This window comes from Nocardia sp. NPDC051981 (assembly GCF_040680715.1).
Classification (GTDB): Bacteria; Actinomycetota; Actinomycetes; order Mycobacteriales; family Mycobacteriaceae; genus Nocardia.
Genome location: NZ_JBFAXK010000003.1, coordinates 1 through 19954 on the forward strand (window position 1 = coordinate 1; position 19954 = coordinate 19954).

The window sequence follows — 19954 nt, forward strand, 5'->3', positions numbered from 1 at the left end:
GTGCTCGGCGGGATCCTCGGCGCGGGTGCCGCCTCGGCCACGATCGTCGGCCTGTTCGGTCCGTTCATCCCCGCCGCCGCCATCGGCTGCATCGGCGGTATGGCCGCGGTTGGCTTCCTGGGCACCCTGGCCGGTCAGCTGTTCGTGACCGCCCCGGTCGCCATCGCCGCCGCGATCCAGTACTTCTCCACCATCAACCAGCCGCACATCGCTCCCGCTCCGGCCAAGTAATACAGCCCGCAGCACGACGAAACCCCCGCCCGGATCATGATCCGGGCGGGGGTTTCGCTGTACCGGAACCGATGTGGGGCCCGAGACCGGTGCCCCGAGCCCCACATCATCCAATCAGGCTGTGCGCCCGCCGGTCACGCCGTGCGGGCGACCTGCCCGGCCTCGACGCGGTCGCGGACGAAGCGGGCCACGCTTGCCAGGGCGGCCCGGCTCTCCGGCATGGCGGGGAAGATGGCCATGAAGGCGTGCACCTGGCCGCGCCAGATCTCGAGCGTGGCGGGCACGCCGGACTGGGCCAGGCGCTGGGCCATGATCTCGCTGTCGCGGCGCAGCACCTCGTCCTCGGCGACGATGAGCAGCGCGGGCGGCAGGCCGGCCAGCACATTGTTGACCGGCGACAGCCGCGGATCCAGGCGGCCGTTCACCTCGGCGCCCAGCTTGATCACGGACTCCAGCGCGGACAGCGGGATCAGCGCGTCGCGGCGGTAGTTGGGGTGGGCGCGCTTCTCGGTGCAGTCCAGGTCCAGTGCGGGGCACAGCCCGACCAGTCCGGCGGGGACGGGCAGTCCGGCGTCGCGGGCGCGCAGAGCGGTGGCGAAGGTCATGTAGCCGCCTGCGGAGTCACCGGCGAACACCACCTTCGAGGCCGGGACGCCGTGCGCCAGCAACCATTTGTAGGCGGTCAGGCAGTCGGTGACGGATCCGGCGATATCGGTCTCGGGCAGCTGCCGGTACTCCACGCTCACCACCGGCAGCCCGGTGCGCCGGGCGATGGCCGCGACCACGGGGCGGTGGGTATCGAGCCCGCACAGGAAGAAGCCACCGCCGTGCATGTAGAGGACCGCGCCGTCGCGCAACGCCTTTCGGGCCCCGGCGGGCCGCACGATCTCCATGCGGAAGCCATTGAGCCGTACCTGTTCCCGCTCCACTCCCCGCGGAGCCGGGCGCAGCTTGGCCAGGCTGTTGATCATGGTGCTGGCCACCGGCATGGAGGCGATGGTGACGGGCACCAGCTCGCCGGCCGGGCGGATCATGGTGCGAGCCACCACCGTCAGCGCACGGGCGGCGGCACTGGTCCGGTTCGGGTTCTGGACGGGGACGTCCTCGTGGGCCGTTTCGTGGCCAGGCCGGTCGTGAGCCATCGCGCACCTACCTCGTTGTTGGCGCGCCGAGCCGTTCGTCCGGAGCGACCGAAACGTTGGCTCGGCACCCGGCGCGGGAGAGTCGGCGCTGACATCTCACATAGCGTTATTTCAGAACACCATGAGAACGTGACCTACGCAACAGATATCGCCGTATCCGCGCGTACGTAAACTGCCGTGATCGATTCGAAGTCCAGTCGGAACCTGACCGCCGCGCTCCGCCATCGAGCTGGCAGACTGTCGTGACATGCGCGGAATCATCCTGGCCGGGGGCACCGGATCGCGGTTGCACCCGATCACGCGCGGGGTGAGCAAACAGCTGGTCCCGGTGTACGACAAACCGATGGTGTACTACCCCCTGTCCACCCTCATGCTGGCGGGGATCCGGGACATCCTGGTGATCACCACTCCCGAGGACGCCGACGCCTTCGCCCGGCTGCTCGGCGACGGCAGCCGGTTCGGCGTGTCCATCTCCTATGTAGTGCAGCCGAAACCGGACGGGCTGGCCCGCGCCTTCGTGCTGGGCGCCGACCACATCGGCACCGAGAACGCCGCGCTGGTGCTGGGCGACAACATCTTCCACGGCCCGGGCCTGGGCACCCAGCTGCAGACCTTCCACCACCTGGACGGCGGCGCGGTCTTCGCCTACCGCGTCTCCGACCCCACCGCCTACGGCGTGGTCGAATTCGCCGAGGGCCGGGCCATTTCCATCGAGGAGAAGCCCAAGGCGCCGCGCTCCAACTACGCGATTCCGGGGCTGTACTTCTACGACAACGACGTGCTCGCCATCGCGCGCGATCTGAAGCCGTCGGAGCGCGGCGAATACGAGATCACCGATATCAACCGCACCTATCTGGAGCAGGGCCGGCTGCACGTGCAGGTGCTGGCCCGCGGCACCGCCTGGCTCGACACCGGTACCTTCGACTCCCTGCTGGACGCCGCCAATTACGTGCGCACCATCGAGGAGCGGCAGGGCCTCAAGATCGGCGTGCCGGAGGAGGTCGCCTGGCGGCTCGGCTTCATCGGCGACGACGAACTCACCCGGCTGGCCGAACCCCTGGTGCGCTCGGGCTATGGAAAGTACCTGCTGGGCCTGCTGGACCACGGGCGAAGCTGGGAGTAGGCATGCGGATTCGGGAACTGTCGGTGCCCGGCGCGTGGGAGTTCACGCCCCGGCTGCACGGAGACGAGCGCGGCGTCTTCTACGAGTCGTTCAAGGCCTCGGAGTTCGAGAAGGCGGTCGGACGGCCCTTCGACCTGCTGCAGGTCAATATCTCCACCTCCGCGGCGGGTGTGCTGCGCGGCATCCACTACACCGAGAATCCGCCCGGGCAGGCCAAGTACGTGACCTGCGTGCGCGGGGCGTTCCTGGACGTGGTGGTGGACCTGCGCCGCGACTCCCCGACCTTCGGCCGCTGGGACGCGGTCGTCATCGACGATGTGGAGCGCAAGTCGGTGTTCCTGGCCGAGGGCCTGGGGCACGCGCTGCTGTCGCTGGAGGACGACTCCACCGTCAACTACCTGTGCTCGCTGGAGTACTCCCCCGAATTCGACCGGGACCTGGACGCTTTCGACCCGGACCTGGCCATCGAGTGGCCGGCCGTCGGCCGCAACGGCGAACCGCTCACCTTCGTCCGCTCGGACAAGGACGCCGCGGCCCCGCGACTCGCGGAGCTCCGTCGCCTCCCCGCCACTTCAGCGGACGGCTGAGAGCCGTTACCCGTCTGTCCCGCCTCCCCGGAACTTCAGCGGACGGCTGAGAGCCGTCGCCCATCCCACATCCGTGCCGGCGGTCGGGTGCCGACCCGACTCTGGACGTCCCCGGCGAGTTACCCGGATCCTGACGAAATCACTTGTTACGCCACCGGGGCGCACCGCGTAATGCGGTGCGCCCCGGTCATTTTCGGAGGCGACGCCCGTGTGAGCTGCGAGCGGAGCCATCGGGTGTCAGCCGACCAGTTCGACCTCCAGGTCACGGGCCTCCTGGCGGCGGGCGCGCAGCCTCGGGAGGAAGACCGTGAGGGCGACCAGGGCGCCGACGATGGAGACGCCGGCGGCGAATTCCAGGCCGGGACGGTAGGTGTCGAGCATGGCCGCGGGGGTCGGGCTGCTCGGCACGCTCGAGGTGACGATGGCGGTGGTCACCGCGAGCACGATGGCCGCGCCGACCTGCATGGCGGTCTGCAGCACACCGGCCGCCAGGCCCTGCTCGTCATCGTCGATGCCGCTGGTGGCCTGGATATTGATGGCCGGGAACCCGACCCAGCCGATGCCGACCAGCAGCACCGCGGGCAGCAGCACGGTCAGGTAGGACGGTGCGGTGTCGATGCGCAGGTACAGCAGGTAGCCGATGGCCATGATCACCATGGTGATCGCGATGATCGGGCCGGTGCCGAAGCGGTCGACCAGCTTGTCGGAGACGAAGGCCGAGGCGACCACCAGCAGGCCGACCGGCAGCAGTGCCATCGAGAGCTTCAGCGGCGACCAGCCCAGGGTGTCCTGCAGGTACAGCGTGGTGATGAACTGCCAGCTGAAGTACGAACCGGCGACCGCGATGATGGCCAGGCTGGCCCGGACCAGGGTGGGCTTGCGCAGGATGCCGAGGCGCACCAGGGGGTAACGCACCTTGCTCTCGGCGTAGACGAACGCCGCACCCAGCACGGCCACCGCGACGAACGATCCGATGGTGCGGGCCGAGCCCCAGCCCGCCTGCGGCGCCGAGACCACGGTGTAGACGAGCAGCAGCATGGTGGTGGTGGACAGCAGCGCGCCGATCAGGTCGTGTCCGCCCTCCTCGGCGGGCTTGTCCTTGGGAACCAGGAAATACGCGGAGGCCAGCGCGGCGAGGGCCACCGGAACCGGGAGCAGGAAGGTCCAGCGCCAGCCGAGACCGGTCATCAGGCCGCCGAACAGCAGGCCCATGGAGTAGCCGCCGGCGCCGAAGACGGTGTAGATGGACAGCGCCTTGTTACGGGCCGGTCCCTCTTGGAAATTCGTGGTGATGATGGACAGACCGGTCGGCGCGGTGAACGCGGCGGCCAGGCCCTTCACGAAGCGGGTCAGGATGAGCAGCGCCGGCGAGCTCACCAGCGCGCCCGCGAGCGAGGCCAGCGCGAAGACGGCCAGGGCGATCAGGAAGACCTTGCGGCGGCCCACCAGGTCGGCGGTGCGCCCGCCCAGCAGCAGCAGACCGCCATAGCCCAGCACGTAACCGCTGACCAGCCACTGCAGGGTGGAGGTCTGAATGTCGAGTTCGGTGCCGATCGACGGCAGCGCGACGCCGATCATCGACACGTCGAGGCCGTCCAGGAACAGCACGATGCACAGGGTGATGAGCATGCCCCAGAGCCGGGCGGTCCACTGCGTGGTATCGGCCGCGGTGCTCACTGCGGGGCGGGTCTCGGTGGAAGTCACGAGAAGCGACAGTACATGCGCGCGCATCAAATGCAAAAGCATTTAATGCAGTTGCATGCTTTCGGTGGACAGACTAAGATGACCGCATGCCGAAGCCGACAGCAAGCGCCGAGAGGGGGAGCGCTGTCGACCGGCCCGTCATCACGCCGGTGGAGGCGTCAGGGCTGGTGGGCGAGTGGCGCGATCTGCTGGCCCGGCACGCGACGACCTCGTGCGCTCTGGAAAAGGAACTGCAAGGCCGCCACCACATCGGGCTCAGCGAATTCGAAACCCTGGACCGCCTCGTCGAATCCGGCAGCGACAGCTGCAAGATGAGCGATCTGGCCAACGACATCTATCTCAGTCAGAGCGCGCTCTCCCGCACGGTGGCGAGACTCGAGCGCGACGGACTGGTCGACCGCACGCTGTGTACCGAGGATCGCCGCGCGATCTTCGTCTGCGTCACGGAAAAAGGGCGCGAACTGCATCGGCAGGCCGCGCCCACGCACCGTGAGGTGCTGGCCCAGAATCTGGGCTAGACCGCCGCGCGCAGCGTCTCGATGATCGGAAGCGCGTCCACCGCAATAGAACTCACCGCCGCGAAGGCCTCGCGGTAGCGCTCGACCTCATGCTCCTTGTCCAGATACGAGGAGCCGGTGAGGGCTTCCACGTACACCACCGGCGGCTCGGTGGGTTCGCCTGCGGCGGTGGGGAATTCGAGCAGCACGAAGCGGCCGGCGTCCATGCCGTGGTGATAACCGCACTCGGCGGGCAGCAGCCGCAGCCGGACATTGGGCAGTTCGGCGAGTTTGCGCAGCCGGTCCAGCTGGCCGCGGGTCACGTCGTCGCCACCGATACGATGCCAGAGCACCGCCTCGGCGATCACCACATCCAGTTGCAGCGGCGATTCCGCGCGGGTGAGCAGCGACTGGCGCGCGGTGCGCACCCGGACCCGGCGGTCCAGCTGTTCGGCGGAGATGCCCGGGAAGGCTCCGGCCAGCACCGCCCGGTAGTACTGCTCGGTCTGCAAAAGCCCTGGCACCAGCTCGTTCTCATAGCTGGTGAGCCGGCTCGTCGCTTCCTCCAGCCCGATGTAGACCTCGTAGCCCTCGTCGATCACGTCACCGAACTCGGTCCACCAGCCGCGAGCCTTGGTCTCCCGGGCCAGCGTGGTGAGCGGTTCGATGGCGTCCTCCGGAGCGCCGTAGATGCGGCACATGGCCTCGACATCCAGACTGCGCAAAGACGTCTGTCCAGTTTCGATTCGCCAGATCTTGGCCTCGGACCATTCCAAGCGCTGTGCGGCCACCCGGGTCGTCATGCGCGCGCGATTGCGCAGGTCGCGCAGGTGCCGGCCGAGCTGGCGGCGCGGCACGGTCGATCCGGTAATCCCCTGCGGTAGAGCCATTCGTCCCCCTAAACCAGTGTTGCGATCGCATTGTTGCACAGGAAAACTCAGCGATCCATGGACGCGGGACGCGGCCTGGGGGCAGATTTCGCACCGCCCCGTGGCCAGGATAGCGGCCGCCGGCCGGCCTACTTCCGGGACGAGCGCCGACGGAAGCGCCAGAACTGGACTGCCTGAACATCTTTGGACAGCTGATTGACCGGTTCGGCCACATCCGAGAGGGCCTGGAACAGATCGTCGGCCATATCGGAGATGTGGGCGACCCGGGCCGCCAGCCGGGAGGCATTGAGCACGAACTCCAGCAGCAGGCGTACCACCGCGGCGATCACCAGGCCCAGCGGGACCGCGAACACCACCGCGAACACGATGCCCAGCCAGGCCGAGATTCGCCACAACCCTATGGTTCCCACGAGCGGGATGGCGACGGCGCTCGCCAGGCCGAGCAGATACGCCAGGGGCAGCAGCGTGCGGGTGGCGGCGCGCTGGAACTGCAGGTCCAGCAGGGCGCGGGCGGCGTCCACGCTCCAGGAGCCGAAAGCGCCTGGGCTGGCGAAGGGTTCGACCGGCTCCTCGGCCTCCTCGTCCGCGGCCAGCCGCCGGGACATGCGCCGGGTGGCGGACTCCTTGAAGGCGGCCCAGCGCCCCTCGGTGATGATCTCGTCGAACTCGTCGTATTCGTCGAGTTCGTCTGTTTTCCCGCCCGATTGATCGGCCATGCCGACGATCTCCTCTCCCGCAGACCTTTTCGGCCGACTCAGTGTCTCCGGTAACGCCGGAGTGCCGCAGGACGAGCCAGTGTGGTGTAGAACACGTCACGCCCTCGGGCAGGCGCTGGGCTCCGGATCCGACGACAGCTCCCTCGACGGTGTTGTCGCAGGCAGGGCCGCTACCTCGAGGTCGTGTCGCAGCTGGGCCGTGGTCACCATCGGGTCGGAACGAACCGGACGAATGCCCCTCTGGGACACAACCGGAACCGAGTTGAAAAAGAATGTGTAACACCACGAACCCCCCGCTCCGATACGAGGCACAGAGCAGGAATCAGAACTACCGGGGAATGGAGAAACCAGTGCGTACGACGTTTTCGTCAGCCGTTGCGGAATCCGCGCAGGACTACATCCGGCGCGGCTGGACGGTCGCCGAAACCGCCAATGGCGTGTGCCTGGTCACCGACGAGAACATCGCGGGCATCGAGGTCACCGGCGACACCGCCGCCTTCGTGCGCCGCTACCTACGGGCCAATGACCTGACCGGCCCGGTCATCGAGATCCCGGGCGCCGAGCGCCGCGAGATCCATCTCGTCACCGGCCTGCGCAAGGCCGAGCGCGCCATCGAGGCCCTGCGCGAGTCCGGCGTGACCGTCTACGCCGACGGCGCGGGCATCCCGTTGCCGCCGACCAAGCTGTCCGCCGGCGCGGCCTGCTGGGGCGTCGCCCCGCACGAGGCCCGCTGGATCCCGCCGGTGGTCGCCATCGCCGCCGGTGTCCGTGCCGCCGCCAAGGGAGCGCCGCAGGCGGCCCGTATCGCCTCCTGACGCCGCCGGCTCTCACAACTACACGAAACCCGCGAGTGCACCCCGGCGCTCGCGGGTTTTGCCGTGTCCATATCCGAACGTTGCAAATTGAGCGACAACGGACATAATCCGAGGCTCCGGCATCGGCGGCCGCCGCGAGCCCGCGTCCGGCATTCCCGGCGGCCAGAGGTGTTCCGCCCGGTACGTTTCCGGGCGATCATGAGGTATGACCTACGTCACGGACAGCCCCCGGACATTGCTGCGCACCTGCCCGCTCTGTGAAGCGGTGTGCGGCCTCGAGCTCACCCTGGACAGCACCGATCACATCGTCTCGGTGCGCGGCGACCACGCCGATCCCTTCAGCCGGGGCTTCATCTGCCCCAAGGGCGCCACCCTCGGACATCTCGACGCCGATCCGGATCGGCTGACCGCGCCCATGATTCGCGACCGCGCCACCGGCACCTGGCGGGAGGCGAGCTGGGACGAGGCATTCGGGGTGATCCGGGAGCGCCTGCCGCAGGTGACGGCCGCGCACGGCAATCAGGCGGTGGGGCTGTACCTGGGCAATCCCAATGCCCACACCGTGGCCGGGGCGCTGTACGCGCCGCTGCTGATCCGGGCGCTGGGCACCCGGAACCTGTTCTCCGCCAGCACCGCCGACCAGATGCCCAAGCAGGTGTCGAGCGGGCTCATGTTCGGTGATCCGCTCACCGTCGCGGTGCCGGACCTGGACCGCACCGGCTATTTGCTGATGCTGGGCGCGAATCCGCTGGAGTCCAATGGATCGCTGTGCACCGCACCGGATTTCCCGGGCCGGCTGAAGGCGCTGCGGCAGCGCGGCGGGCGGCTGGTGGTGGTGGATCCACGGCGCACGCGCACCGCCAAGCTGGCCGACGAGCACGTGTTCGTGCGGCCGGGCAGTGACGCCTACCTGCTGTTCGGGATCGTCCACACGTTGTTCGCGGAGGGTCTGACCGACGTCCGGGTCGAGGTGAACGGATTGGACGAGGTGCGGGCCGCGGCAGCCGAATTCACGCCGGAGCTGGTGTCCGGGCGCACCGGGGTGCCCGCCGAGACCATCGTACGGATCGCGCGCGAGCTGGCCGCCGCGCCGACGGCCGCCGTCTATGCCCGGATCGGCACCTGCACCGCCGAATTCGGCACACTCACGCAGTGGCTGGTGGATGTCGTCAATGTGCTCACCGGCAATCTCGACTCGCCCGGCGGGGCCATGTTCGCGACGGGGGCGGCGCTGGGCATCGTGCGGTCGCGGCCGTTCCGCCTGGCGCGGTGGGCCAGCCGGGTGCGCGAATTGCCCGAGGCCATGGGTGAACTGCCGGTGGCCACGCTGGCGGACGAGATCCGCACGCCCGGCGACGGGCAGATCCGGGCCATGGTGACGGTGGCGGGCAATCCGGTGCTGTCAGCACCCAGCGGCGCGCGCCTCGACACCGCCTTCGCCGGACTGGAATTCATGGTGAGTGTGGACCGCTACCTCAACGAGACCACCCGCCACGCGGATGTCATCCTGCCGCCCCCGCGCATCCTGCAGTCGCCGCACTACGATTTCGCGCTGCTCAATTTCGCGGTCCACAACTACGCCCGCTATTCGCGGCCGCTGGTGCCGCTCGGCGCGAACGAGCTGTCCGAGGCCGAGGTGCTGGCGCGGCTGGCCCTGGCCGTCTCGGGCCAGGAGACCCAGCCCGGGCTGGATCCGCTCGATGCGGTCGACGAGATCGTCATCGCCGGGACCCTGCACAGGGCCGGCCTGGCCGACCGCCGCGGCGAACTGCTCGGCGCCGACACCACCGAACAGCGGCTGGACCTGATGCTGCGCCTGGGCCCCTTCGGCGAATGGTCCACCACGCCGGACGACGAGAACGAATGGCGTGGCAAGCTGAATCTGCAAGTGCTGCTGGACAATCCGCACGGCATCGACCTGGGTCCGCTGGAGCCCCGGCTACCGGGTGTGCTGCGGACGGCCTCTCGCCGGGTCGAGCTGGCGCCGGCCGAACTGCTGGCCGACCTGGACCGGCTGCGGGCCCGGCTGGGGGTCGAGCGGCCGGAGATGGTGCTGGTGGGGCGGCGGCAGCTGCGATCCAACAACAGCTGGCTGCACAATGTGCCGCCACTGGTGGGCGGGTCGAATCGGTGCACGCTGCACATTCATCCGGAGGACGCGGCGCGGCTGGGGTTGAACGGGCAGGCCGTGGTGAAGTCGGCGGCGGGCACGCTGACCGTGGACGTCGAGCCGACCGAGGACATCATGCCCGGTGTGGTCAGCCTGCCACACGGCTGGGGACACGGGGACAGCACGCAGACCGTCGCGCGTGAGCACGCCGGGGTGAATGCCAATGTGCTGACCGATGATTCGCTGGTGGACGCCCCGTCCGGGAACGCCGTGTTCAATGGCGTGCCGGTGACACTGACCCGGGTGTGAGGCGGAGCCGGACCACATAGCGCGTTGCGACCGGAGCCGGTGTGCCCTGAAAGACCTCTCGGTATTTGTCTTTCGGGCACCGAAGATCGGCGCCACCTAGGGGGATGACGGCCGCGCGACACCCCGGAAGCTCTGCGAAATGGACAAATCAGGAATGCGAAATCCCCTCACCCCCTGGGGATCTCGCATCCCTGCGGTCCGGAACGACGAGCAGCATCTCCGCAGCTATGAGCCGAAGTCTCTTGTGGGTCCTTTCATCCGGGAGGATCCTCCCCCGGGAAGGTTTGTCTGGCAACAGTCGAGGAAGCCCCACCACGGCAGTTACGCCGGTTCACGCATTTGCCACACGAAAATAGTTAAACCGTATAGGATTTCGGATGGCCGAAGTTCGTGGCCGAGCCTCTTCCATCCGGTATTCAGCTACCAAAGGGGGCGCACGATGCCCGGTATCAGAAACGGCAGCGACGGCGAACGGGAACTGCAGGAGCGATACGGTACCGAGGAACGGGCGCAACGCTTCTACTCCGATCAGGTGCGAGATCGGCTCAATACCCACATGATCGATTTCATCCGGCGCATGGACATGGCCTTCATCGCCACCTCCGACAAGCACGGTGAATGCGATGCCAGCTTCCGCGCCGGCAAAGCGGGCTTCCTGCACGTGATCGACGAGCGCACCGTCGCCTATCCCGAATACCGCGGCAACGGCGTCATGGCCAGCCTCGGCAATATTCTCGAGAACCCCCACGTCGGCATTCTCATGATCGATTTCGTGCACGACCTGATCGGCCTGCACCTCAATGGCACCGCCCGCATCGTGGACGACGCGCTCATGCGCCGCTGCGTCCCCGACCTGCCGGCCGATACCCGGGGCCGCATTCCGGAGCGCTGGGTGGTGGTGGATGTGGAGGAGGCCTACATCCACTGCCGCAAGCACATTCCGCACCTGGTCCCGGCCCAGCGTGAGCAGCGCCAGTGGGGTACCGACAATGTGCGCGCCAAGGGCGGCGACTACTTCCGGGCGAAGGAGGAGACCAACGCCCTGGTCGAGTCTTGACGCCGGCGCCGCCTAGTCGATCTTGAAGATCACCGCGCGCTGGACAATGAAGTTGATCACGGTGGCGGTGCCCTGCGCGACGCAGAAGGCGAGCCAGATCCGCCACCACGCATCGGGCAGCGCGTAATAGCAGAGCTGGTTGATGCCGACCTGCAGCGCGAAGGTCACCGCGTACAGCAGCACCACCGCGATGAAGCGCTTGCGGCTCGGCTCGGCCTGGAAGGTCCAGCGCCGGTTGATCAGGTAGGCCGTGGTCGTGCCCGCGATGAAGCTGATCGACTTGGCCACCGGCAACGGCAGTCCGACCAGCTTGAACAGCAGCGTGTACAGGCCGAAGTCGACGATGGCGGACAGACCGCCGGTGACCGCGAATCGGATGATCTGCGTCTTGAGATCAACCTCCGTACCACCCGGTTCATCGACGAGGGGCAGCTCGGGCGGCAGGGGCAGATGGGGTTCCGCGGTCACAACGCAGAAGAGTAATGCCCGGGACAAAGGACACAAGCCTCGAGACGGTTATGCCTGTAGCCTCTATGCCGATGTCCACGAAAGCTCAGACCACCACCGCGGCCGCCACCGAGCCCAGCTCGGCAGGCGAGGGCCCCGTCGTAGGCAAAGACACAGCGGGCACGGCGTCATCGGGTTCGTTCGACCTGCCGACGCAGACCCGGCGCCTGACCGGGTGGGGTCGCACCGCAGCCACCACCTCGGAAGTGCTCTCCACCGATGACCCGGAGCTGATCGCCAAGGCGGTCGCCATGGTCGCGGAGGACAACGACTCCAAGCCCGCGCACCTGCGTCGCGGCGTCATCGCCCGCGGCCTCGGCCGTTCGTACGGTGATCACGCCCAGAACGCGGGTGGCCTGGTCGTCGACATGACCGCACTCAACCGCATCCACCGCATCGATCGGGACTCCCGGCTGGTGGACGTGGACGCGGGCGTCAGTCTCGACCAGCTGATGAAGGCGGCGCTGCCGTTCGGCCTGTGGGTTCCGGTGCTGCCGGGCACCCGGCAGGTGACCGTGGGCGGGGCCATCGGCTCGGACATCCACGGCAAGAACCACCACAGCGCGGGCAGCTTCGGCAATCACGTGCGGTCCATCGATCTGCTCACCGCCGACGGCAAGGTGCAGACCATCGGGCCGAAGAAGAACGCCAAGCTGTTCTGGGCCACCGTCGGCGGCAATGGCCTGACCGGCATCGTGCTGCGCGCCACCATCGAGATGACGCCGACCGAGACGGCCTATTTCATCTCCGACGGCATCAAGACCGTCGACTTGGACGAGACGATCGCGGTCCACAAGGACGGGTCCGAGGCCAACTACACCTACTCCTCCACCTGGTTCGATGTGATCTCCGGGCCGCCGAAACTGGGACGCGCCAATGTGTCTCGCGGACGGCTGGCGAAGCTCGACGAGCTGCCGAAGAAGCTGCGCAAGAACCCGCTGAAGTTCGATGCGCCGAATCTGCTGACAGTGCCGGATATCTTCCCGAGTTTCGCGGTGAACAAGTTCACGCTGGGCATGGTCGGCGAGGCGTATTACGCGCTCGGCGGCAACTACACCGGCAAGCTGATGAACTTGACGCAGTTCTACCACATGCTGGATGTGATCTCGGAGTGGAATCGGGCCTACGGCTCGAAGGGATTCCTGCAGTACCAGTTCGTGGTGCCGCCCGAGGCCCTCGACGAATTCACCAAGATCATCATCGATATCCAGGCGTCCGGCCATCATTCCGCGCTCAATGTGCTGAAGTTCTTCGGCCCCGGGAACCAGGCTCCGCTCAGCTTTCCGATGGAGGGCTGGAACACCTGCTTCGACTTCCCGATTCGGCCGGGCCTCAATGAGCTGGTGCGGGAACTCGACCGCCGTGTCCTCGAGTTCGGTGGCCGTATCTACACTGCCAAGGATTCGCGGACCGACGCGGAGACCTTCCACAAGATGTACCCGCGGATCGACGAGTGGATCAAGATCCGCCGAAGCGTGGATCCCACAGGCGTTTTCATGTCCGATATGGCGAGAAGGCTGGAGCTTCAGTGATCAATGCGGTAGGGAACCCGCAATCCATTCTGCTGCTGGGCGGCACCTCGGAGATCGGCTTGGCGATCTGCGCCGAGTACCTGAAGAAGGGTCCCGCGCGCATCGTCCTGGCTGCCCTGCCCGGTGACCCGCTGCGCGAGGACGCCGTATCGCAGATGAAGGCCGCCGGCGCCTCCGAGGTGCAGGTCATCGACTTCGACGCGCTCGACACCGACAGCCACCCGGCCGTGATCGACGCGGCGTGGGCGGACGGTGACGTCGACGTGGCCATCGTCGCGTTCGGCATCGACGGTGATGGCGAGATCTTCTGGCAGGACCAGCGCAAGGCCGTCATGATGGCCGAGATCAACTACACCGCGGCGGTTTCCGTCGGCGTGCTGCTCGGCGAGAAGATGAAGGCGCAGGGCTTCGGCCGCATCCTGGCCATGTCCTCGGTCGCCGGTGAGCGCGTGCGCCGGTTCAACTTCGTCTACGGCTCCACCAAGGCCGGCCTGGACGGCTTCTACCTGGGTCTCGGCGAAGCGGTCGCGAAGTTCGGTCCGCGCGTCACGGTCATCCGCCCCGGCATGGTGCGCACCCGGCTCTCCGCGCACGCCAAGGAGAACGGGCTCACCGTGAACAAGGAGGACGTCGCCCTCCTCGCGGTCGCCGCCTCCGAGAAGGGCAAGGAAATCGTCTGGGCCCCCGGCGTTTTCCGCTACGTCATGATGATCCTGCGCCACGTGCCGCGCCCGATCTTCCGCCGCCTCCCCATCTAGGCGACACGTTCTGGCACCGATACGCATGCCGCGTCCGTCACCCGGGCGCGGCATGCGCCGTTCCGGCCCGAAGACCCCCGGACATCGGTGGTTGGGCCCGGCGGTCGGGTTCGCGTGCACCGCACTGGCTAGGCTGGCGCGCGGTCCATGGACACGAATGCGGAGGCAGGGTGCGGATGAGCGAGCGGGCGAGCGGACGGATGGGGGTGCTGGCGCGCCAGGCCGGTGGGGCTGTCGGGGAGGCGGTGCTCGCCGCGGTGGTGGCGAGCGTGGTGGCGGCGGTCGGGCTCGAGGCGTTCGCGACCGTGCACTGGCCGGCCTTCAACTCCTCCAATGTGACTCGCGCACTCACCACCGTGGGGCAGGTGGCCGCCCTCGCCGTGCTGGTGGTCGCAGTGGTGCTGCTGCGGTTGCACAGGTGGCTCCGGCTGGCGAAAGTGCTGTCCTGGGCGGGGCTTTCGGCCTTCGTGACCGTGACGCTGGGCATGCCGCTGGCTGCGACGAAGCTGTACCTGTTCGGGATGTCCGTGGACCAGGAGTTCCGGACGCAGTATCTGACGCGGCTGACCGACAGTGCGGCGCTGCACGACATGAACTACATCGACCTGCCGCCGTTCTACCCCGCGGGCTGGTTCTGGATCGGGGGCCGGTTCGCCAGTCTGACCGGGATGGCCGGGTGGGAGGCATTCAAGCCCTTCGCGATCATCGGCCTGGCAGTGGCGGCGGTTGTCGCTCTTGTGCTGTGGTCCAACCTGATCCGGGCGGACTGGGCGGTGGCTGTCGCCGCCGCGACCACGGCGGTGACCCTCGCCTCCGGCTCTCCCGAGGCGTACAGCGCGGTGCTCACCCTGCTGCTCGGACCCGCGCTGGTGCTGGCCTGGGGTGCGCTGCACCGGCCCGCAGAGGTCGCCGGCGATGGGGCGGAACCGACCGCGGGCGGGTGGGGCGCGGTGCTGGGTACCGGCCTGTTCCTCGGGCTCACCGCCACCTTCTACAGCCTGTACTTCGGTGTCGCGGTATTCGCGATGTGCCTCATGGCGGTGATCGCCGCAGGACTCTCGATCCGGGCACGGCACACCTGGCGGGCGATCTTGCCGATCCTGGTGCGGCTCATCGGAATCGGTGCGGTTGCGGGCCTGCTGGCGCTCACCGTGTGGACGCCGTTCCTGCTGAAGTTCCTGTCCGGCAAAGCATCTCTCGGCTCGGGCTCCGCCTTCCACTACTTGCCCGAGACCGGCTCACGACTGCCGCTGCCGATGACCGAATTCACTCTGCTCGGCGTCTTCTGTCTGGCCGGGACCATCTGGCTGGTGCTGCGGGCGGCGAGTTCGCGGCGTGCGCAGGCGCTCGGCATCGGCGTCGTCGCCATCTATCTGTGGTGTCTGCTTTCGATGGCCGCCACGGCGGCCGGGACCACGCTGCTGTCGTTCCGGCTCGAATCCCCGCTCCTGGCACTGCTGTCGGCCGCCGGCGTGTTCGCTTTCGCCGAGGGCGCGCGGGCGATCTACCAGGCGCTGAACGAGCCCGGGCGGTTCCGGATCGCCGCGGCGGCGGTCGCGGTGGCCGGTGCGATCGGGTTCAGCCAGGGCATTCCGACGGTGCTGGCGACGGAGATCACCACGGCCTACACCGATACCGACGGCAATGGGTTCCGCGCTGATAAGCGGCCGCCGTCGGCGGTGTCGAACTACCGCGAGGTCGACGCGACACTGCTGGAGCAGACCGGCCGGCCGCGTGACGCCAGCGTGGTGCTCACCGCGGACACCAGCTTCCTGGCCATCTACCCGTACTACGGATTCCAGGCGCTCACTTCGCATTACGCGAACCCACTGGCCGACTTCGCGGCGCGCACCGCCGAAATCCAGCGCTGGAGCACGCTGAAGACGCCGCAGGAGCTGACCGACGCGCTGAACCACTGCCGCTGGCGTGCGCCGGATGCCTTCCTGTTCCGGCGTTCGGGTGACGACTACACGCTGCGGCTCTCGCAGGACGTGTACCCGAATGACCCGAATGTGAAGCGTTTCACAGTGTCCTTCCCCAAGTCGCTGTTCGACGACGCGCACTATCGGATCACCAATATCGGACCGTTCACCCTGGTTGTGCGTGTCTGAACACCTGTGCGAGACCAGGATCACTTATCCCCAGAAATCCTCCGGTTTCTGTGGATAAACGCCAGTTTCTGTGGATAACTGCATGACTTGCCAGTGCAATCTCGGTCGAACCCGGTAGCGTGGGCCGCTGATTGCAAGGCACCCAAGAGTTTTGCGTTGCAAGGCACCGAGGAGTTTGCGCGTGACACAGGGGTGGGCATCCAGCCCGGGGGACGACGGCGGTTCGGCGGTAGCGGTTCTCGACCGCGCCGCCCCGGAAACGGCTCGCCCCAAGCTTTCTCGGCCACAGCGCGTCGCCCGCCGCATCCGGCTGGCCCGCGCCGACCTGATCGTCGGCGCGGCCTATCTGTCGCTGGCGGTGCTGGTGCTGTCGGGTCAGTGGCTGCACACCGACCGCGGCTACCTGATCAAGAGCGGCCAGGATCAGACCATGTGGGAGTGGTTCTTCGCCGTCACCGCCCACAATGTCGCGCATCTGGAGAACCCGCTGGGCTCCCTGCTGCAGAACTATCCCGACGGCGTGAACATGATGGCCAATACCGCCATGTTCGGCGTCGGCGTGCCGCTCACCCCGGTCACCCTGATGTTCGGGCCGACCGTCACCTTCGTGCTGGTGCTCACCGTGGGCCTGTTCGGGACCGCGTTCGCCTGGTACTGGCTGTTCTCACGGGAACTGGTGCCGTCGAAATTCGCGGCGGCCGTGGGCGGCCTGTTCTGCGGCTTCGCCCCGGCCATGATCTCGCACGCCAACGCGCACCCGAATTTCGTGGTGCTGGCGCTGCTTCCGCTCATCGTGCTGCAGCTGATCCGGATGGCCCGGCGTCTGGATGGTTCGCGGCGCAAGCGCGGGGAGGCGGAGCGCTCGTTCTGGACTGCGGCTGGAATAGACCTCCGCCTTGGAGCGGGGGAGCGAAGCGGAGGAGCGGAGGAGGGAAGAACGAGACCTTCAGCGCCGCGAACCCGCCCGGAGCGAAGCGGAGGGCAAATTAAACACAGCTTCGTGCTGGGCCTGCTGGTGGCCCTGCAGATCGCGCTCGGCGAGGAGCCGCTGCTCATCTTCGCGCTGTCCTTCGGCGTCTTCGCGCTCGTCTACCACCTGCACACCCCGCGCACCGGGTGGCGTGCGCTGCGCGCCATCACCCCGACGGTGCTGCTGGCCGCGCTGATCACGGTGGCGCTCACCGAGATTCCGCTGTGTTGGCAGTTCTTCGGCCCGCAGTCCTACCGGTCCATCGAGCACGGGCCGATGAACAACGACCTCGAGGCGCTGTTCCAGTTCCCGTCCGAGTCGCTGGGCGGGATGTTCTCGCACGGGCAGAACCTGGCCATCAATCCGACCGAGGAGAATTCGTACTTCGGCTGGCCGCTGTGGATCGTGGTCACGGTGGCCGTGGCGCTCATGTGGCGGGAGCGGGCGGTGCGCGCGGCCGCCGCGGTGATCGTGGCGTTCACCGTGCTGTCGCTGGGCGCGACCCTGATGATCGGCCACCTCAACACCGGTATCACCCTGCCGTGGCAGCGGCTCGAGGATGTGCCGCTGCTGAATTCGGTGCTGGAGTCGCGTTTCACCATGGCCGCGATTCCGGCCATCGCCCTGATCCTGGCGCTGGCCACCCAGCATGCCCTGGACTACTGGAAGGTCTCGGCGACCGACTGGCGGCCGCTGGCCCTGTTCGGCGCGCTGGCCTTCGCCCTGCTGCCGCTCACCCCGACGGTCCTGCCCGCGGTGCAGCGCCCGCCCACCCCGGACTTCTTCGCGGACGGCACGGTGCGCCAATACGTTTCGCACGGCTCGGTGGTGGTCGCGCCGCCGCCGACCCCGCCGGACGCCCGCGCGCTGCACTGGCAGGCCGACTCCGGTTTCGAATTCCCGCTCGCGGGAGGCTATTTCGTCGGCCCGACCGGCACCTCCAAGAAGGGCCGCTACGGCCCGGACGACCGGCCGACCGCGAGCCTGCTGATGAAGGCGCAGCGGTCCAACACCATTCCGGTGGTGGACGATGCCACCCGGGCGCAGGCGCTGGCCGATCTGCGCTACTGGCGGGCCGACGTGGTGGTGCTGCCGCCGACCGACAACAGCGACACCCTGCGCCTGACCGTCGACCAGCTGATCGGCTTCCCCGCCCGATACGTCGACGGCGTCTGGCTCTGGGACGTGCGCGACCTGGTGGGCGCGAGCGCTCCGGCGTAGTCAGCCGACGCGGGTGTAGGTGACGTAGCCGCTGGTCGAGAGCGCGCGCGTGATCCTGCCATTGCTCAGCAGCAATTCGTGGGTGCCCTGCGGGTTGCAGCCGGAGCCGCCGGAGACGAGGGTGCCGGCGCCGACCGTGATGTCGCCGGCGCCGGGAACGCCCAGCAGGCGATAGTCGAAGACGCAGATCGGCTGATTGTCGCGCAGCACCGTGGAGGTCACCACATCGTCGTTCAGGTTGCCCTGCCGGATGACCAGGCGGTAGTCGTCGGCATTGGCGTCGCTGGTGCCCGCCCACTGACCGATGAAGTCGCCCGGCACCCGGCCAGCGAGAGTCGAGGGCGGCACGGCGGCGATCGGGGTCTGCCCGCCGGTGGACACCGCGGTCGCCATGGTCGGCACCGACGCGGACACCGGTGCGCCACGTGTTCTTCCGTGGCTCTCCAGATCCACCGTCACCAGGATGGCGCCACCGGCGATCACGGTCGCGGCCAGCACCGCCAGCAGCCCGGTGAGCACGCCGCGGCCCACCCCGGACCCGGCCCGCACCGGTTGCGGGACCCGATGCCGGTGCGGCGCAGCGTCTTCGAACGATCTGCTGCTCGCACCGTAGGCCACGCCGTACGCGGGTGCGCCGGGCTCGGTGTAGTAGCGCCCGGGACCGAGCACGGTCGGATCGGTGCGGGGTGAGCGCAGCAGGGCCGGATCGGTGTGCGGGGAACGCAGCACCGTCGGATCCGTGCGGGGCGAACGCAGCGCGGCCGGATCGGTGACGAAGCGGATCGGCGGCGTGGTCAGCACGGTCGGCGGCGTGGTCAGCACGGTCGGTGTGGTCGCCGCTCGCCACGCCGCCCAGGCGGCCTCGGCGAAATCCGTACAGCTGGCGAACCTTTCGTCCGGATGCTTGGCCAGCGCACGGTCGAAGACGGCGTCGAAGCCCGCGGACAGATCGGGGCGCACCTGCGTGACGTGCAGGGGCGGCGTGCTGGTGTGCGCGTAGATCAGCCCCGCCAGATCGGTGGCCAGGAACGGCCGGGATCCGGTGAGCAGCACGAAAAGCGTACAGGCCAGCGAATATTGATCGGTGCGCGGATCCAGGAAGCGGCCCGACACCTGCTCCGGCGAGGCGAAGGCGAAGGTCGCGGAGATATCCCCGGTCTTGGTGACGTGAGTGGTCTCGTCACGCAGCCGGGCAATGCCGAAGTCGGTCAGCAGAGCGCGTTCCGGGCGGCCGTCCTCGGCCGGGGAGAGCATGATGTTCGACGGCTTCACATCCCGGTGCAGCACGCCCTTGCCGTGCGCGTAGTCCAGGGCGGAGGCGATGCCGCCGCCGACGCGCAGCGCCCGCTCGGGGGCCAGGCCCGAAAGACTGTCCGCGTCAGGGCCTTCCACGAACTGCATGGCGATCCACAGGCGCCCGTCGTCGAGGCCGCGGTCGTACACCGACACGATGTTCGGATGGTCGAAGCGGGCGGTGATGTCGGCCTCCCGCTCGAAGCGCCGCCAGCCCTCGGCGTCGGCGGTCACCTCGTCCCGGTTGAAGACCTTGAGGGCGGCCAGGCGCGGTAGCCGGGGATGCCGCGCGGCATAGACGGTGCCCGAACCCCCGGCCCCGATCCAGCGTTCGATGACGTATCCGGCGATCTCCTCGCCCGGCTTCAGATCGGCCATGGT

16 protein-coding genes and 1 pseudogene are annotated in these 19954 nt (G+C 68.2%); 11 read left to right on the forward strand and 6 right to left on the reverse strand.

Going from position 1 to position 19954, the window contains the following annotated elements; translation table 11 throughout:
• Positions 1-231: pseudogene (locus AB0L60_RS07135) on the forward strand (hypothetical protein); the annotation flags it as partial.
• Positions 232-365: 134 nt separating this feature from the next.
• On the opposite strand, the gene AB0L60_RS07140 reads toward AB0L60_RS07135, so the two are convergent.
• A complete protein-coding gene (locus tag AB0L60_RS07140) occupies positions 366-1373 on the reverse strand; it encodes an alpha/beta hydrolase (RefSeq protein WP_364608632.1) in 1008 nt (335 codons plus the stop codon).
• Positions 1374-1620: 247 nt separating this feature from the next.
• On the opposite strand from AB0L60_RS07140, the gene rfbA reads away from it, so the two are divergent.
• Both rfbA and rfbC read left to right on the forward strand, forming a co-directional pair.
• Positions 1621-2496, forward strand: coding sequence for a glucose-1-phosphate thymidylyltransferase RfbA (gene rfbA / locus AB0L60_RS07145; protein ID WP_364608635.1), 876 nt, complete (start codon positions 1621-1623; stop codon positions 2494-2496).
• 2 nt (positions 2497-2498) lie between these two features.
• A complete protein-coding gene (rfbC, locus tag AB0L60_RS07150; protein WP_364608638.1) occupies positions 2499-3083 on the forward strand; it encodes a dTDP-4-dehydrorhamnose 3,5-epimerase in 585 nt (194 codons plus the stop codon).
• Between the two features lie 237 nt (positions 3084-3320).
• Here the strand turns inward: rfbC and AB0L60_RS07155 are convergent, their stop codons facing one another.
• Positions 3321-4787: an MFS transporter gene (locus AB0L60_RS07155; RefSeq protein WP_364608642.1), complete on the reverse strand. Its 1467-nt coding sequence runs from the start codon at positions 4785-4787 to the stop codon at positions 3321-3323.
• A gap of 86 nt (positions 4788-4873) precedes the next feature.
• Between AB0L60_RS07155 and AB0L60_RS07160 the strand changes: the two genes are divergently transcribed.
• Entirely contained in the window at positions 4874-5305 is a 432-nt protein-coding gene (locus AB0L60_RS07160) for a MarR family transcriptional regulator (RefSeq protein WP_364608645.1), read from the forward strand.
• On the opposite strand, the gene AB0L60_RS07165 is transcribed toward AB0L60_RS07160, so the two are convergent.
• Positions 5302-6174 carry a helix-turn-helix transcriptional regulator gene (locus AB0L60_RS07165; RefSeq protein ID WP_364608648.1) on the reverse strand — a complete coding sequence of 291 codons (873 nt, stop codon included), beginning with the start codon at positions 6172-6174 and terminating at the stop codon, positions 5302-5304. The two genes, AB0L60_RS07160 and AB0L60_RS07165, sit on opposite strands and share 4 nt — an antisense overlap.
• Before the next feature lie 128 nt (positions 6175-6302).
• The gene (locus AB0L60_RS07170) at positions 6303-6890 is read right to left on the reverse strand and encodes a DUF4282 domain-containing protein (protein WP_364608651.1); all 588 of its coding nucleotides are present in this window, start codon (positions 6888-6890) and stop codon (positions 6303-6305) included.
• A 350-nt stretch (positions 6891-7240) separates the two neighbouring features.
• Between AB0L60_RS07170 and AB0L60_RS07175 the strand changes: the two genes are divergently transcribed.
• The 3 genes from AB0L60_RS07175 to AB0L60_RS07185 all read left to right on the forward strand — a co-directional run bounded on the left by AB0L60_RS07175 (position 7241) and on the right by AB0L60_RS07185 (position 11181).
• Entirely contained in the window at positions 7241-7705 is a 465-nt protein-coding gene (locus AB0L60_RS07175) for a hypothetical protein (RefSeq protein WP_364608654.1), read from the forward strand.
• 205 nt (positions 7706-7910) lie between these two features.
• Positions 7911-10124, forward strand: a complete 2214-nt coding sequence (locus tag AB0L60_RS07180) for a molybdopterin-dependent oxidoreductase (protein ID WP_364608657.1) — start codon at positions 7911-7913, stop codon at positions 10122-10124.
• A 439-nt stretch (positions 10125-10563) separates the two neighbouring features.
• Positions 10564-11181 carry a pyridoxamine 5'-phosphate oxidase family protein gene (locus AB0L60_RS07185; RefSeq protein ID WP_364608660.1) on the forward strand — a complete coding sequence of 206 codons (618 nt, stop codon included), beginning with the start codon at positions 10564-10566 and terminating at the stop codon, positions 11179-11181.
• 12 nt (positions 11182-11193) lie between these two features.
• On the opposite strand, the gene AB0L60_RS07190 is transcribed toward AB0L60_RS07185, so the two are convergent.
• A complete protein-coding gene (locus AB0L60_RS07190) occupies positions 11194-11649 on the reverse strand; it encodes a GtrA family protein (protein WP_354838570.1) in 456 nt (151 codons plus the stop codon).
• Between the two features lie 65 nt (positions 11650-11714).
• Between AB0L60_RS07190 and AB0L60_RS07195 the strand changes: the two genes are divergently transcribed.
• From AB0L60_RS07195 to AB0L60_RS07210, 4 genes are all read left to right on the forward strand, one after another.
• Entirely contained in the window at positions 11715-13220 is a 1506-nt protein-coding gene (locus AB0L60_RS07195; RefSeq protein ID WP_364608663.1) for an FAD-binding oxidoreductase, read from the forward strand.
• Positions 13217-13978, forward strand: coding sequence for a decaprenylphospho-beta-D-erythro-pentofuranosid-2-ulose 2-reductase (locus AB0L60_RS07200; RefSeq protein ID WP_364608666.1), 762 nt, complete (start codon positions 13217-13219; stop codon positions 13976-13978). Before AB0L60_RS07195 ends, AB0L60_RS07200 begins: the two co-directional genes overlap by 4 nt.
• 200 nt (positions 13979-14178) lie before the next feature.
• Complete coding sequence (locus AB0L60_RS07205) at positions 14179-16089, forward strand: galactan 5-O-arabinofuranosyltransferase (RefSeq protein ID WP_364609675.1); 1911 nt, start codon at positions 14179-14181, stop codon at positions 16087-16089.
• Positions 16090-16393: 304 nt separating this feature from the next.
• On the forward strand, positions 16394-18280 hold the full coding sequence (locus AB0L60_RS07210) for a glycosyl transferase (RefSeq protein WP_364609678.1): 1887 nt from the start codon (positions 16394-16396) through the stop codon (positions 18278-18280).
• Here the strand turns inward: AB0L60_RS07210 and AB0L60_RS07215 are convergent, their stop codons facing one another.
• Entirely contained in the window at positions 18281-19951 is a 1671-nt protein-coding gene (locus tag AB0L60_RS07215; protein ID WP_364608670.1) for a serine/threonine-protein kinase, read from the reverse strand.
• Positions 19952-19954: the final 3 nt, after the last annotated feature.

Excerpts from the sequence above, each read along its gene's own strand:
- AB0L60_RS07140 (WP_364608632.1), bottom strand. The coding sequence starts at position 1,373 with ATGGCTCACGACCGGCCTGGCCACGAAACGGCCCACGAGGACGTCCCC.
- rfbA (WP_364608635.1), top strand. The coding sequence starts at position 1,621 with ATGCGCGGAATCATCCTGGCCGGGGGCACCGGATCGCGGTTGCACCCG.
- rfbC (WP_364608638.1), top strand. The coding sequence starts at position 2,499 with ATGCGGATTCGGGAACTGTCGGTGCCCGGCGCGTGGGAGTTCACGCCC.
- AB0L60_RS07160 (WP_364608645.1), top strand. The coding sequence starts at position 4,874 with ATGCCGAAGCCGACAGCAAGCGCCGAGAGGGGGAGCGCTGTCGACCGG.
- AB0L60_RS07165 (WP_364608648.1), bottom strand. The coding sequence starts at position 6,174 with ATGGCTCTACCGCAGGGGATTACCGGATCGACCGTGCCGCGCCGCCAG.
- AB0L60_RS07170 (WP_364608651.1), bottom strand. The coding sequence starts at position 6,890 with ATGGCCGATCAATCGGGCGGGAAAACAGACGAACTCGACGAATACGAC.
- AB0L60_RS07180 (WP_364608657.1), top strand. The coding sequence starts at position 7,911 with ATGACCTACGTCACGGACAGCCCCCGGACATTGCTGCGCACCTGCCCG.
- AB0L60_RS07185 (WP_364608660.1), top strand. The coding sequence starts at position 10,564 with ATGCCCGGTATCAGAAACGGCAGCGACGGCGAACGGGAACTGCAGGAG.
- AB0L60_RS07195 (WP_364608663.1), top strand. The coding sequence starts at position 11,715 with ATGCCGATGTCCACGAAAGCTCAGACCACCACCGCGGCCGCCACCGAG.
- AB0L60_RS07205 (WP_364609675.1), top strand. The coding sequence starts at position 14,179 with ATGGGGGTGCTGGCGCGCCAGGCCGGTGGGGCTGTCGGGGAGGCGGTG.
- AB0L60_RS07215 (WP_364608670.1), bottom strand. The coding sequence starts at position 19,951 with ATGGCCGATCTGAAGCCGGGCGAGGAGATCGCCGGATACGTCATCGAA.